Source organism: Clostridium sp. C105KSO13 (genome assembly GCF_001517425.1).
Classification (GTDB): Bacteria; Bacillota; Clostridia; order Lachnospirales; family Lachnospiraceae; genus Muricomes.
Genome location: NZ_FBWL01000156.1, coordinates 46,511 through 60,955, shown reverse-complemented (window position 1 = coordinate 60,955; position 14,445 = coordinate 46,511). Strand labels below are relative to the sequence as shown.

Here is a 14,445-nt window from a genome sequence, read left to right as displayed (position 1 = left end):
CAACGGGTGAATAAAAGATTTTGAAAGGAGATTGTATACATGAGTACGATTTCAGGTTTTCACGGCAGTGATTTGGAAAAAGTTGCTGAACACTACGGAGTTTCTAAGGATTCTATCGTTAATTTCGGCGCCAATGTAAACCCTTTGGGACTTTCCGAGAAGGTGAGACGAGAAGTGGCATGCCATCTGGACATTATTTCCACCTATCCTGACAGAGAATATACCGTACTGCGCCATGTTATTGGAAACTACTGCCAGGTTTCTCCGGACTGTGTAATAGTGGGGAATGGTTCCACCGAACTCATCTCCCTTCTCATAGAACAAAGATATCCGAAAAAAACACTCATACTCGGTCCCACTTACTCTGAATACGCAAGAGAACTCTCTTTCTCCGAAAGTATACAGGAATACTACCATTTAAATTCAAATAAGAATTTTCAGCTTGATATTTCAGATTTTACTAAAAAGCTGCAGAACCACTATGATCTACTCATCATATGTAACCCAAATAACCCCACTTCTTCTGCGATTACCACAGCAGAGATGCGAAAGATTCTCAAAGTATGCAGAGATTCGCAGACCTTCGTCATGATTGACGAGACCTATGTGGAATTTGCTCCTGACGTCTCAGAGATTACTGCTATGTCTCTTGTAAAAGATTTCGATAATCTCATGATTCTGCGCGGAGTATCCAAATTCTTTGCCGCCCCTGGCCTGCGCTTAGGGTATGGGGTTACCGGAAATGCTTCCTTCCTCGCTGGGGTCAAAGAACACCAGATTCCATGGTCCCTAAACAGTATCGGAGCCTTCGCAGGTGAGCTTATGCTAAAGGACAAAGAATATACTCAGAAAACCCGCAGCCTCATTCTCAGCGAAAGAGAACGGATGCTAAAAGAGCTGCGCCACTTTTCGCAAATTACCGTTTATGAAGCTTCAGCCAACTTTATATTGATTCAGATACACAAGGACAAAATTACTGCAGCAGATGTCTTCGAATCCTGTATAAAAAAGGGACTCATGATACGCGACTGCTCCTCCTTCCAATGTCTGGAAGGTGAATATGTACGCTTTTGTATCATGAATCCTGAAGATAATACACGGCTGCTGAAAGCATTGGCGGAGGTACTCTCTTAAACGTGTTAAGAGGGCAGGCCTCCTTCACATTCATTTTTTATTTTGTCTTTAATATTAAAGCTACAAACACCAGATCCTCCTCCCCTGTATTTTTAGCTCCATGTCCCTTTCCGTCTTCACAGAACAGAACGTCCCCCGCCTCCACAGGGACTGCCTTGCCATCATCATCATACATCCCATGACCAGAAAGAATGTAGTAGGTTTCTGTCTCCCCGTGATGTTCATGGTATCCAAGCTCGCAATTTGGTTTCAATGTGACCTGAGAAAACATTTTGCAGTGATTGCCCAGCTGTTGTGGTTCAAGCAGAGCCTCCTTCATAATAAATCCGGCTCCTCCGTTTGCTCTTTCTACCGTTTCTACTTTTCTTTCTCCTGCTTTTGTCATATTCATTTACCTCCTATTATTAAAATTCCTTAGTCATCTGACAGTAATCCAAACTTTTGTAGCCCATTCTTTTATAAAGTTCTCTTGCTCTTGTATTATCCTCTTCCACCTCCAGACGGAATCGGGTAACTCCCTCTTCCCGGTTCTTTTCTACATATCGGAAAAATTCACTGCCCAGTCCCTTTGAGCGGTACTGCTCCAAAATATAAAGTTCTTCCAGCCAGCAGACATATCCCCCCGCTTCCTGGGAAAATGTCTTAGCGAGCATTCCGTAACCTGCAGGCTTCTCCTCATGTTCCAAAATATAAATCTTTACATAGGTGTCACTCTTCATACATTCTTCGAAAGTGCGTTCTATGTAGGAATCCGGTATTGAGTACAGCACTGCCGGCGAACGGTAAAAATCATGTGCCATCTTAAGGTATAATTCTTTGTCCTCTAATTTTAATTCACGTATCATCGTTTTTTTACCTCCTGCTGCCTTTTATCATAACGGTTTATGAGATTTTAAGCAAGTGGCAGCTTATAGCATGAATTATGTTTTAGCAGCACACCGGGCAAAAGGAGCGAATCTCGCTTATTTTCAAGATTCGCTCCCTGCATTTATTTATGCGAAGAATGCTTTCATGTCATCTTCTACAGTTGTAATTCCTGCAATTCCGAAATTATCTACCAGAACCTTTGTTACGTTCGGTGATAAGAATGCCGGAAGTGTCGGTCCAAGGTGAATGTTCTTTACGCCAAGGGATAACAGAGCTAAAAGAACGATAACAGCCTTCTGCTCATACCATGCAATATTATAAACAATCGGAAGGTCGTTGATATCATCCAGTCCAAAGATTTCCTGAAGCTTCATTGCAATGACTGCCAGTGAATAGGAATCATTACACTGACCTGCATCCAGTACTCTCGGAATTCCTCCGATATCGCCCAGGTTCAGCTTGTTGTATCTGTACTTTGCACAGCCTGCCGTCAAGATTACCGCATCTTTGGGCAGTGCCTCTGCAAATTCTGTGTAGTAGCTGCGTGACTTCATACGGCCGTCACATCCCGCCATAACTACAAACTTCTTGATAGCACCTGATTTTACCGCATCTACAATTTTATCTGCCAGTGCAATAACCTGATTGTGGGCAAATCCGCCGACAATCTCTCCTGTCTCAATCTCTACAGGCGGCTGACATTTCTTGGCGTGTGCAATGATTTCACTGAAATCCTTCTTGCCGTTCTCATCCTCCGGAATATGTTTACATCCCGGGAATCCTGATGCACCTGAAGTATAAATTCTGTCTTTGCAGCTGTCCTTCGGAGGTACAATACAGTTTGAAGTAAACAGAATCGGCCCGTTAAAGGTGTCAAATTCTTCTTTTTGTTTCCACCATGCATTGCCGTAATTTCCTGCAAAATTAGAATATTTCTTAAACGCCGGATAATAATGACCCGGTAACATCTCAGAATGTGTATATACATCCACGCCTGTCCCCTGTGTCTGCTCCAGCAGCATCTCCAGGTCATGGAGATCATGTCCGGAAATCAGAATGCCTGGATTATTGCGCACGCCGATTGGCACAGATGTAATCTCAGGATTTCCATAAGCTGCTGTATTAGCTCCATCCAGTGCTGCCATAGCATCCACACCAACTTTTCCTGTCTCCAGGGTCAATGCCACCAAGTCATCTACACTCAGACTGTCATCACGTGTCTTTGCCAAAGCCTCCTGCATAAACTTTTCAATCTCAGGGAAAATCTGCCCATATGCTTCTGCATGAAACAGATAAGCTGACATACCTTTCAGACCATAGGTGATCAATTCTCGTAAACTTCGGATATCCTCATTCTCAGTAACAAGAACGCCGACCTGGCTGGCTTTTTCATCCCAGTCGCCTTTTCCATCCCACAGTGCAGACTCTGTAAGATCTGACTGATTTTTCAGCTCACTTCTCAGCTTCTTAGTGGTATCAACTGTTTTCTTGATTTTATCTATAATTGCTTCATCATCAAAATTTGCATTGGTGATGGTAGTAAATAAATTATCTGTGACCAAATGATTTACAGCTCTTTCAACATCCGTTCCTTCTTCTCTGAGACGGGTGGCTACCTCGCTTAATCCGCGGGATACATATACCAATAAATCCTGTAGATTTGCTGTTCTCGGTTTTTTACCACATACTCCACCATTTGTACAGCCTTTACATCCGACGGTCTCCTGACATTGAAAACAAAACATCTTATTCTCCATACTCACTTTCTCCTTTCGTTTCTACAAATTGTTTTCCTTTGCATGATTAGAGTTTACGTGATTCGGACTTCTTTTTATGTTGTTAAAACAACAAAACAATAATTTTTTTCTACTTATAGATTCCATAAGTTTTATTAGCATTTTGCACGTAGATAATCCCATTCCCGGGCTCATCCATATTGAGGCTGTCTCTGATCATAGCTGTAATCTTCTCTGTCCTGTCATCTTCTGACAGTATGGTGACAATCTCTTTCTCCGGCTCAATGTCCATAGAAAACAGCCTGCTTGTTTCATGGATTCCTGATCCTCTGGCATTCATAATGGTACCCCCTTTGGAGCCAGCTTCGACAGCAGCAGTGATTACATCTTCGGCCTTTCCCTTGTCTACAATAACTGTGATAACATGATACATAGATTCCTCTGCACCCCTTTCCTCTTTTTTACTCCTACATACAATACGCTTTGTTCCAAGAATACCACAGATAGATGTTGTGAAAGCTATCCCGTGGTTTGGTTTATGAAACTGATATTCTTTATTAAGCTTTTCCAGTGCCTGATAAGCAATTTCTCTCTCAGCTGCCATATAAACAATCTCTTTTCTCTCCTCGGAAAGTCCCAGGAAATCCAAAAGGCCACTTCCTGCGGCACCCCTTCCCAGTGTAACTGTCCCTCCGGAAACACCACATCGTTTTGCTGATTTTATTACCCTGCTGCCAAAGCCGTAATTTACAATCATACAAATCAGCTCTACATTAAGCCTCTCATCCATTATTCTCCAGTCCTCCTTTTTGGGATTTCATTTTAAAAATAAGACCCAGTATCTGAAGTGCGATTAACGGAGTCATTGCAACCATTGCAATCACGCCAAATCCATCTACCAGTACATTTGCACCTTCTATAGATTCAGCAGCACCCTGAGCAAATGCCAGAATAAATGTGGCAGTCATCGGCCCCGAAGCTACACCTCCTGAATCGAAGGCAATACCGACAAATAGTTCCGGTACTAAATATGACAATGCAATTGATATCATATACCCCGGCAATAAATAATGCCATAGCTTTATTCCCGGAACCAAAATTCTTATAACAGACAAGGCAACAGCCAAAGCCACACCCAAAGCCAGGGTTACCATTACAACCTTCCTTTTTACATATCCACTAGTCACATCTTCAATCTGATGTGTCAATACGTATACGGCAGGCTCTGCAAGAATCGTGACCATACCGAGTATGAATCCCACCAAAACAACATATACCGGGCTGTCCATAGCCGCCAGTTCATACCCAATAATACTTCCCACCTCCATAAATCCTGCATTTACCCCTGTCAGAAACAACACCAGACCAATGAAAGTAAATAACATTCCAAATAATATCTTCCGAACAGTTGCTTTTGACAGTTTAAATGAAACCTTCTGAAACACAAGAAAGATAATCAATATAGGAGCCAATGCAATCAGTACTTCCTTTGCCATAACAGGAATCTGACGAAAGAACGGTGCCAAAATTTCTGCTGATGCTGCTCCGTTAGTTTCAAGACTGCCGGAAATTTTATCCGATTTTGTAATAATACTCATAATTAAAACACCAATGATTGCACCTGTGGAGGATATTGCAATAAGGCCAAAACTATCCTTTTCTGAAGATTTACTGTCTTTCTTTAACTTTGAAACACCTATCGCAAGAGCCAGTATAAATGGAACAGTCAGTGCCCCGGTTGTAGCCCCCGATGCATCAAAAGCTACCGCCATAAATTCCGGAGAAGTAAATATGGCAAGAATCAGAATAATGCCATATAAGATAGTAAGCAGCTTATTAAGTGGAAAATTATAAACGATTCTGGTAAGACCTATAGTTAGCATGATTGCAATGCCTAAAGATACAATAAAAAGAATAACAGCCTTCGAAATCAACCCGCCCGTGACCGAGTCTACCTGCCCTGCAAGTATATGAAGGTCGGGTTCGGCAATGGAGATAAAGAAACCAAGCAGCAGCCCGGCAATCACTACAATTATGACTTTGTTCGGTTTTATCATTCCTGTTCCCATGGTATTTCCGATTGGGGTAATTCCTGTATCAACTCCAAGCAAAAATATGGTCAGTCCAATAATAATCAGGAAAGCACCGACGAGAAACCTGAGCATGACCGGTTTATCAATAGGTGTCAAAGTAAAATTAAGTATAATCACGATTGCCGTGATAGGGAGTACGGAAAATAAGACTTCTTTTAGTTTAGATATAATTACACTCAAATGGGCATCTTCCTTTCTTCTTCATAGTTAACATAGTTGTCTGTGCACAGCGGCTCAAAAGAGACCGTCATTATTATTGTACACAAATTGCTTAAAAAAAGTCAACCCATCAATAGAATAATCAGTCTTTTCCTCTCATTTTCTTACACTTTGGTCAGTTTTTCTTCCCACTCTTTTTCCTTAAATCCGACAAGTATAATTTCCCCGGTTTTCACTACGGGGCGCTTTACCAGCATTCCGTCTGTGGCCAGCAGCTCCAGCTGCTCGTCCTCGCTCATGTCCGGCAGTTTGTCCTTAAGCTTCATTTCCTTATATAACATTCCGCTTGTGTTAAAAAAACGTTTCAAAGGGAGCCCGCTCTTCTGATACCATTCTTTTAGTTCCTCCTTACTAGGATTTTGTGTCTTGATATCTCTCGCTTCATAGGATATTCCTCTTTCGTCCAGCCACTTCTTAGCTTTCTGACAGGTCGTACATTTAGGATAATAGACAAATAACATTCCCTTTCCTCTCTTTCTCACATATTGATTTCCAGACGGACAAGTGCGCCCTTTGTTCTCGGAGAATTTCCCAGTATCAATCTCCCACCCTGCTGCTGCGCAAACGAATCTGCCATAAACAGTCCCACACCGTAATGGTTCCGGGAATTTCGGCTTTTATCACCCTGATAAAACTGCTGTGTCCCTCTGTGTATGTCTTCTTCTGTAAACCCCGGTCCGCTGTCTTCTATTACAAATAAAAGCTTGTCTCTCTCCTCCCTTATAAAGATGTGGATGTCTCCGCCCTCCGGTGTATAATCCAGAGCGTTGGAAAGCAGGTTCTCCCAGGCTCTGATGAGAAGTTGTCTGTTACTATTAATATAATCTGGAATGAAAGAAATTACAACCTTCAAATGCTGATGATTTCCTGCCGCAAGAATTTTTGCGTTCGAGGCAAATGCTTCAGCAGTCCGTCGTACATCCACCTTTTCTTTCTGAAACTGTGTTGTTTCCTCTGACTGCAGCATTTTCTGCAAAACTTGTATATACTCTTCAATCCGGCCGGTTTCCTGCAAGATATATTCTTCGCATTCCCGTGCTTCCTCAGCCGATTCAGCCTCCTGCATAAGCTGCGCATTTCCCCGTATAACAGTCAGCGGTGTTTTAATATCATGAATCAATGCGCCTATCTGCTGCCTGCGCGTTTCTTCCATCTTCCACTGTGCCTTTAGAGAATCTTTCAGAGCTTCCTTCATCTTCTCCAGAGACTCCATAACCTCGTCAACCTCCCGGATACTCGTATCTGGCTTTTCAAATTCCAAATCCTTAAGTCTTACCTTTTCCGTCACCTTCTTAACCGCTTTCAGTTCCCTTCCGACAACATTCCCAAATATTCGATTCAGTAGAACAATTCCAATTAAAAATGACAGCAGGCTAAGAATCCCAAGCGTTTCAGGAAAGCCAGGCAGCCATTTCCTGAGCAGAGGGTTTACAAATTCTGCTTTTAGGTGATATACGGCAATGCACACACCTTCTTCCCTTTGAAAATATTTCAAATATCCTATGTTTGTAATCTCGAAGCCGCCCTGTGCGTATTCATTCCATATCTTATTCTGTTTTTTTGCATTCAGATTCCCGTAGAGGTAAGTCCCGTTTGTTTGAAAAACCCCATAGCTGCACCCATCCGGTATTAATTCATCCGTCACAACTTCTGCACTCTCAATGGCTTTCCTGTTATCCTCCAGCACATTCTCACTGTAATTTGCCGGCAGAACAACTCCTGTCTGAGAGAGAAAATAGAATAAAAACCAGCAGACCAGTATTGGTCCCGCCGTTAGTCCAAAAATCCAGAAAGTAAAGCGCCAGAAAACAGATTGCAATGTTACTTTTTTCTTTACTTCCATTTATATCCTATCCCCCACACTGTCTCTATCGGATTTACTTTGTATTCCCCAAACTTTGCCCGAATGTTTTTTACATGCTCTGTGATTGCCGCCACATCTGAATCCCTGTCATAACCAAATACTTTCTCAAAAATCTGCTCCTTGGAAGATACCTGACCATGATTGAGGGCCAGGTATTCACTGATCTCATATTCGCTTTTTGTCAGCGGTATCAAATGTCCCTGAATTTCAGCCCGCTTTCCCGCAAGATCAAATAGGACGCCGGATATCTGTACTGCATTCCTTTTCTCACGTTTTTCCCGGCGCAGGTGAGCCTGTACCCTTGCCCTTAACTCCCCGATTCCAAAGGGTTTCATAATGTAATCGTCTGCACCTGAACCGAGCCCGTTCATAATACTGCTCTGATCTATTTTTGCAGTCAAAAAAACTACGGGGCAGTCCACCTGACCGCGGATATCCCGGCAAAAACTGATTCCGTCTGTACCCGGCATCATAATATCCAGCAGAATTAAATCATACCTGCTTAAAAACGAATTGTTCACTTCCCAGGCACTTTCACAGACCGTTACCGTATGCCCGTCCTTTTCCAGCGCACGGCGGATTAACGCCAGAATTGCTTTGTCATCATCTACTGCCAGAATATACGCCATAGCACTTTCCACCTCTCTAAACATTCTGTTCGCTTATCAGTCTTCTACCCCGCTGCCCTCGTAAACATGTATCCATGCAAAGAATAGCACGCCCCCTGCCAGCGTAAGAAGTCCTGCCAGTATTATTCCAACTTTTACCTGTCCCGTCAAGAAAGAAATGTTTATTTTTCCCCGGATATATAAGGTATAATACATGATAAAGCGTTCTGCCCAGGCACAAGGGAAAAATACCCAGATTTCGTCCCCCATTCCGGTCAAAAAAAGCGCTGCCAGAAGACTTTCCACGATTCCGGCCCCGATTGTAATGCCTTTTGAAAAACGCAGCCCAAGATATAAATGAAAGCAGTAGGCAAAAAACTGAGGCAGCCATAAAAAAACGGTCATTATTACATAAAAATTCCCCGGAATCTCCAGGTTGGATTGCCCACCCCCAAAGCCGATGCCAAACCCTTCTGCGGCAAGAAATAGGGCAGCCAGGTTACAGATAAGTAATAAGGCTAGCTTTTCTGCCATAATAAAGCATCTGCTTTTTGTCACACCAAAAAGATTTTGCAGATGGCCGGCCTCTTTTTCCTGATCCGCTGCCAGAGCACAGATGATACCCACAAGAGTGGGACAGACCAGGGCTAAAACCTCCATGTAACCGGAAATTTTCCCCCAGTTAGTCCCGCCTGCGTATCGATAATAAAGAAGAAATATAAAAATTCCCGTCACAGGCATTACAACATGTATCCATAGAATCCATGTCCTGCGCATTTTTAAAAACTCGGATGCCATAGCCCGACCTAATTTTCCCATCCTGTCTCCCCCTTTCTCTGATACCATTTGGCAGTCAGTACACATAAAACAATAAATAATAGCAGAGACGCTGCAATTCCCTGCGGTATAACAATGGGATTTAGGACTCCCTCAACATAAGTCTGGCTCTCCGGTACTGCCAAAAGATTGTTTGGCAATATTTTAAGTACCGGACACATCAGACGATTGATGTAGGTAAAAGGATTCAGCAGCCACCACTTTGATAACGCACCTAAAATACCTAAGGCAATGTTTCCTGCGAGTCCCAGAATCATTCCTGCTGCAAAACCCAATATATGAAAAACAAACAGCCAGAGCGGAATCTGCCACAGAATTAAGATAATCCACAGCAGGACCGCCTCAAAGCCGGCTGCCCCGGAAATAATCCTGCTGCCTCCTGCTGCAAATATGCTGCTGATAATTTCTTCCCCGGCATAAATGATGATTGCTGCCCAAGCCAGTATCTTTAAGATATATGCAGTCTTTGCAGCCCATACCTTTTTCAAATCAACAGGCAATGCACTGATTACTCGATTCTTCAGCTTCTTCTCCCTCTGAACAGCAAAAGCCGTACTCAAAAGAAGCAGCATGGGATAAAATGTGGTATAAGACCAGTTGAACTGATTCAGCTGGTAATAATAACCCCCGGACAGCGTTGCTAAAAAGCCAGGTATCATAATAGCAAACAAAGGTACCAGCCAGAACAGTTTCGCAGTGACTGTGTGCCTATGTTTCAAATTTTCTGCTTTCATATATGCTTTCCACATGCTGGGCCCCTCCTGTTCTTCTTCACTACTTCTGTAAAAAGCTGTTCCAGGTCCTCCCCTTGCTTCATGCCTCCCTGATAACCGAGGACACCTTCCGATATAATTCCGATATAATCGGCTATCTGCTCCACCTCACTTAAAATATGGCTGGAGACAATCACCGTTATCCCCTGGGCCGCAAATCCACGGATCAGTTCTCTTAGCTCCTGGATTCCAAATGGATCCAAACCATTGGTGGGTTCATCCAGAATCAACAGCCTGGGCTGATTTAAAAGTGCTGCTGCGATTCCCAGCCTCTGCCTCATTCCCATGGAAAACTGCCCCGCCCGCTTCTTTTTAGTATCCTTCAAATCTACAATCTCCAATACCTCATCAATACGCTCACGGGATTCCCCTGACAGCAGCCTTCTGACCTCCAGGTTCTCTTTTGCCGTCAAATTCTCATACAACGACGCCTGTTCAATCAGAACCCCCGTTTTAGCAAGGCATCCGCGGGACCACTTCTCTTCTTCAAAGAAAATTTCGCCCTCATCCGGCCGCAGCATGCCTGAAAACATTTTTAACAAAGTAGACTTTCCTGCTCCGTTAGGTCCCAGCAGTCCATAGACACTTCCCTCCGGTACCATCAGCGAAACATGATCCAACACCAGCTGTTTGTGGAAAGATTTACATACTCCTCTCGTCTCTAAAATAAAATCCTGCATTTTCATCCTCCTAACACCTTTTTTCTTACTGCTTTATGATAAAAGGCAATTCTAAGGAATTTATAAGGAATATGAAAAAGCAGATAAAAATGTATTAATGATTGCGTTCTCTTTACTTGCGTATTTTTACTTTTATGATAAAATAATACATGTATACACAAACGAGGAGGACACACGTATGTATTGTTTTAGAAAAGTAACGGATGATCTATACTGGGTCGGAGGAAGTGACCGCCGCCTGGAACGTTTTGAAAATATGTTTCCCGTCCCAAAAGGCATCGCCTATAATTCCTATCTTCTGCTGGATGAAAAGACTGTGCTCTTTGATACAGTAGATAACGCTATAGGCCGGCAGTTCCTTGAAAATGTAGAGAAAGTTCTATCCGGAAGAGCTCTCGATTATCTGGTAATCAACCATATGGAACCGGACCACTGCTCTCTCATCGCAGATTTACTGCTCCGCTATCCGGATATGCAGATTATCGGAAATGCAAAGACCTTTCCCATGATTGATCAGTTTTACGGAATGGATATGGAAGGAAAGAAGAACATCATAAAAGAAGGAGATACCTTCTCCTGCGGAAAGCATACACTTCATTTTATCATGGCTCCTATGGTACACTGGCCGGAGGTAATGATGACTTATGATGAAACAGATAAAGTGCTGTTTTCTGCTGATGCCTTCGGAACCTTTGGAGCACTTGGCGGAAATGTTTTCAATGATGAAATAGACTTTGACAGAGACTATCTGGATGAGTCCCGCCGGTATTATGCCAATATTGTGGGAAAATACGGCATACAGGTGCAAAATGCGCTGAAGAAGATAACCCCCCTGGAAATTCATTATATCTGCTCTCTCCACGGGCCGATCTGGAGAAATAATCTGAAGTATATACTGGAAAAGTATAATCTGTGGAGTAAGTATGAGCCGGAAGTTAAAGGTGTCATGATTGCTTATGCTTCCATGTATGGCAATACAGAGAATGCTGCCAATGTCCTGGCTGTCAAACTTGCCGACGCCGGTGTGAAAAATATTGCCGTCCACGACATTTCCGGAACTCATGTGTCTGAACTGATATCGGACAGCTTTAAGTACAGCCATCTGGTACTGGCTTCCCCTACATATAATTCCGGCATTTATCCGGTTATGGCAAATTATCTGGAAGATATGAAAGCATTGAATATACAGAACCGCACAGTTGCCGTACTCGGAAATGGGACATGGGCGCCCATGTCCGCAAAGCTGATAGAAGCAAAAATCAGTGAAATGAAAAATATGACACTTCTGACAGAAAACTTTGCAATCAAATCCGCATTGAAGGAAGCACAGCTGAGTGTTTTGGATGAATTGGTGAACAAACTGGCAGGACAGATCGTCGGAAAAGAGTAATCATATAAAAAACACATCAAATAACAGAAACCAATTCAGATATTTGATGTGTTTTTGTATTTATATATAACCGCAGATAAAGCATTTAATTTTTTCTTACTGACATCATGACTGCATGGACTGCCCCCCGTCCACATGGAGTACCTGACCGGTAACAAAGGAAGAATCATCACACGCAAGATACACATAAGTGGGCGCAAGTTCCACCGGCTGCCCGGCCCTCTGCATAGGTGTGCCTGAGCCAAAGGTTTCAATGTATTCAGCAGGCCAGCTTGCCGGCTGCAGAGGTGTCCATATTGGTCCCGGAGCAACGGCGTTTACCCGTATTCCTTGGGATACAAGGGAGCGCGCCATAGAACGTGTAAAACTGACGATGGCACCCTTCGTGCTGGAGTAATCAATAAGCTGATCATTGCCGTTGTAGGCCGTAACCGAGGTGGTATTGATAATGGTACTGCCACATTTCATGTAACACAGAGCTATTTTTGTCATCAAAAAAATTCCAAAAAAATTAATCTGAAAAGTGGTTTCCATCTGCTCCATGGAAATGTCTTCAATATCGTCCTGGGGAAACTGTACCCCGGCATTATTTACCAAAACATCCAGACTCCCCAAATCTGAAACGCACGTCGCTGCTACATTTCTGCAGAAAGTTTCATCACGTATATCACCGGCGAACAAAAGGCATCGCCTGCCCTGCGCCTCTATATATGATTTGGTCATTCTTGCATCCTCGTGCTCATTGTAATAAATAATACATACATCTGCCCCTTCTTTTGCAAACGCTACAGAAACTGCTCTTCCAATCCCACTGTCACCGCCGGTCACCAGGGCCACCTTGTCTTTTAACTTTCCGGTTCCAATGTAATTGGGATTATCAAAAATCGGCTTTGGCTCCATAAGACTTTCCAGTCCCGGCTGCACGTCCTGATGCTGAGGCGGAAACTGAATCGGAATCTTCCGGCATTCTTCTTTGTAACCTAAATTTTGGTTAAACTTGCGCATTATTAATCTCCGGTAACATTTTATAATATTATATAAAGCAGGTTCTGTTTTTGTGCGGCAGGGACCGGCATCATTTATTTAAATGCACTCTGCCCGGGATAATTAACCGCAATATAACTCTTTCCACGGTTAACTTTGATCTCCCCTTTACTTTCCTGATCGTAGAAGCGCAGATAGGAAGTTTCATCATTGCTATCTTTGTTCCAGTATATCTTCTGGACACCGCCGTTTGAAACATAATATCCCACAGACGTGTCACTGCCGTCCCAATCCACATTCTTATGACCAATATCATCTCTGACTGAAATTTCTGTTTCAAGCACAAATATATTTGTAAATTCAAGCTGTGTATTAGAGCGACTGTCCATCTGTGGGGTTCCATTTATCTGCTTTAGATAAGTCTTCGTTTCAGGATCATAAGTCAAAGTGGCAGTTGCGGCTCCAAAATTAATGTTTACCGTGTTACAGTCCGCTCCTTCCGGCTTCAGCTGCTCTTTTAGACCATTGAATTTGAAAGCCGTGTCCTTCTTGTTCTCCGCTAAATCTGTTCTTCTGCCTTCAGACTGAACAACCGCAGAAAACTTTGGGCCGTCGAAATATCCTGTATGTTCCAGAGAATAGCCGGCATTTATCCTGTCCTGATCACGTCCGAAAAGCCCGCCGGCATTATTCATCCCATCATATTGATCCAGATTCAAAGCCTCCAGGTAATCTGAGATACTGTCATCGATTCCCCAGTTTACATAGAAAGCATCATAACCTTGGGAAAACGCAGGAAAATAATAGCGGCAGCTTCTGACTGCACAAACCTGAGGCATTGCTGTATAATCCCCGTAGATTGCCATCAAACGAGTCACATCACCTTCGACGGGAACTTCATATATAATATCTGCTTTCGCCACACCATACTGGGGCAGCGCATCCTGCACATTATTCACCATAACCGCTACAGGTCTTTTCCCTATGGCCCCCTCTGACAAATCTCCCAATCCGGTGAGCAGATTTTGGTTCGCAGGAACCTGTTCGGCAGGTTCCTCCTTCGCAGGCTTCTTGTCCCCTGTTTTCGCTGGCTTTTCTGGTTTTTCTCTTTCTTCAGCTTTTTTGTTACACCCTGCCATACTAAATAACATGAGAAACGCAAGCAGGATAACACCTGCTTTTTTCAGTCTTTTCATAGGAAACTCTCCTTTATCTTTTTTAACCTTTGTTTTTTTCACTTATATTCTTTACTAGCCAATA

The 14,445-nt window shown here is 43.1% G+C and carries 15 protein-coding genes; 2 read left to right on the top strand and 13 right to left on the bottom strand.

The window, feature by feature from the left end:
* Positions 1 to 39 precede the first annotated feature (39 nt).
* Positions 40 to 1,134, top strand: a complete 1,095-nt coding sequence (locus BN3456_RS05295) for a pyridoxal phosphate-dependent aminotransferase (RefSeq protein ID WP_089983094.1) — start codon at positions 40 to 42, stop codon at positions 1,132 to 1,134.
* Between the two features lie 37 nt (positions 1,135 to 1,171).
* Here BN3456_RS05295 and BN3456_RS05290 read toward each other — a convergent pair whose 3' ends face one another.
* The 11 genes from BN3456_RS05290 to BN3456_RS05240 all read right to left on the bottom strand — a co-directional run bounded on the left by BN3456_RS05290 (position 1,172) and on the right by BN3456_RS05240 (position 10,811).
* The gene (locus BN3456_RS05290) at positions 1,172 to 1,519 is read right to left on the bottom strand and encodes a cupin domain-containing protein (RefSeq protein WP_089983093.1); all 348 of its coding nucleotides are present in this window, start codon (positions 1,517 to 1,519) and stop codon (positions 1,172 to 1,174) included.
* A gap of 19 nt (positions 1,520 to 1,538) precedes the next feature.
* Positions 1,539 to 1,979 carry a GNAT family N-acetyltransferase gene (locus BN3456_RS05285; RefSeq protein WP_089983092.1) on the bottom strand — a complete coding sequence of 147 codons (441 nt, stop codon included), beginning with the start codon at positions 1,977 to 1,979 and terminating at the stop codon, positions 1,539 to 1,541.
* A gap of 147 nt (positions 1,980 to 2,126) precedes the next feature.
* Positions 2,127 to 3,758 carry a hydroxylamine reductase gene (gene hcp / locus BN3456_RS05280; RefSeq protein ID WP_089983091.1) on the bottom strand — a complete coding sequence of 544 codons (1,632 nt, stop codon included), beginning with the start codon at positions 3,756 to 3,758 and terminating at the stop codon, positions 2,127 to 2,129.
* 109 nt (positions 3,759 to 3,867) lie between these two features.
* Complete coding sequence (locus tag BN3456_RS05275) at positions 3,868 to 4,527, bottom strand: P-II family nitrogen regulator (protein ID WP_089983090.1); 660 nt, start codon at positions 4,525 to 4,527, stop codon at positions 3,868 to 3,870.
* Entirely contained in the window at positions 4,520 to 6,010 is a 1,491-nt protein-coding gene (locus BN3456_RS05270) for a DUF1538 domain-containing protein (RefSeq protein WP_089983089.1), read from the bottom strand. Before BN3456_RS05270 ends, BN3456_RS05275 begins: the two co-directional genes overlap by 8 nt.
* Positions 6,011 to 6,153: 143 nt before the next feature.
* Positions 6,154 to 6,510, bottom strand: a complete 357-nt coding sequence (locus BN3456_RS05265; RefSeq protein WP_089983112.1) for an arsenate reductase family protein — start codon at positions 6,508 to 6,510, stop codon at positions 6,154 to 6,156.
* A 17-nt stretch (positions 6,511 to 6,527) separates the two neighbouring features.
* Positions 6,528 to 7,892, bottom strand: a complete 1,365-nt coding sequence (locus BN3456_RS05260; RefSeq protein ID WP_089983088.1) for a sensor histidine kinase — start codon at positions 7,890 to 7,892, stop codon at positions 6,528 to 6,530.
* A complete protein-coding gene (locus tag BN3456_RS05255) occupies positions 7,883 to 8,542 on the bottom strand; it encodes a response regulator transcription factor (protein ID WP_089983087.1) in 660 nt (219 codons plus the stop codon). Before BN3456_RS05255 ends, BN3456_RS05260 begins: the two co-directional genes overlap by 10 nt.
* 36 nt (positions 8,543 to 8,578) lie before the next feature.
* A complete protein-coding gene (locus BN3456_RS05250; RefSeq protein ID WP_176699105.1) occupies positions 8,579 to 9,340 on the bottom strand; it encodes a lantibiotic immunity ABC transporter MutG family permease subunit in 762 nt (253 codons plus the stop codon).
* Positions 9,328 to 10,107 carry a lantibiotic immunity ABC transporter MutE/EpiE family permease subunit gene (locus BN3456_RS05245; RefSeq protein ID WP_089983085.1) on the bottom strand — a complete coding sequence of 260 codons (780 nt, stop codon included), beginning with the start codon at positions 10,105 to 10,107 and terminating at the stop codon, positions 9,328 to 9,330. Before BN3456_RS05245 ends, BN3456_RS05250 begins: the two co-directional genes overlap by 13 nt.
* On the bottom strand, positions 10,089 to 10,811 hold the full coding sequence (locus BN3456_RS05240; protein ID WP_089983084.1) for a lantibiotic protection ABC transporter ATP-binding protein: 723 nt from the start codon (positions 10,809 to 10,811) through the stop codon (positions 10,089 to 10,091). Before BN3456_RS05240 ends, BN3456_RS05245 begins: the two co-directional genes overlap by 19 nt.
* Before the next feature lie 178 nt (positions 10,812 to 10,989).
* Here BN3456_RS05240 and BN3456_RS05235 point away from each other — a divergent pair, with 178 nt between their 5' ends.
* Positions 10,990 to 12,201, top strand: coding sequence for an FprA family A-type flavoprotein (locus BN3456_RS05235; protein WP_089983083.1), 1,212 nt, complete (start codon positions 10,990 to 10,992; stop codon positions 12,199 to 12,201).
* A gap of 105 nt (positions 12,202 to 12,306) precedes the next feature.
* Here BN3456_RS05235 and BN3456_RS05230 read toward each other — a convergent pair whose 3' ends face one another.
* Positions 12,307 to 13,206, bottom strand: coding sequence for an SDR family oxidoreductase (locus tag BN3456_RS05230; RefSeq protein ID WP_089983082.1), 900 nt, complete (start codon positions 13,204 to 13,206; stop codon positions 12,307 to 12,309).
* A gap of 74 nt (positions 13,207 to 13,280) precedes the next feature.
* Positions 13,281 to 14,381, bottom strand: a complete 1,101-nt coding sequence (locus tag BN3456_RS05225; protein WP_089983081.1) for a DUF3048 domain-containing protein — start codon at positions 14,379 to 14,381, stop codon at positions 13,281 to 13,283.
* Between the last annotated feature and the right edge of the window lie 64 nt (positions 14,382 to 14,445).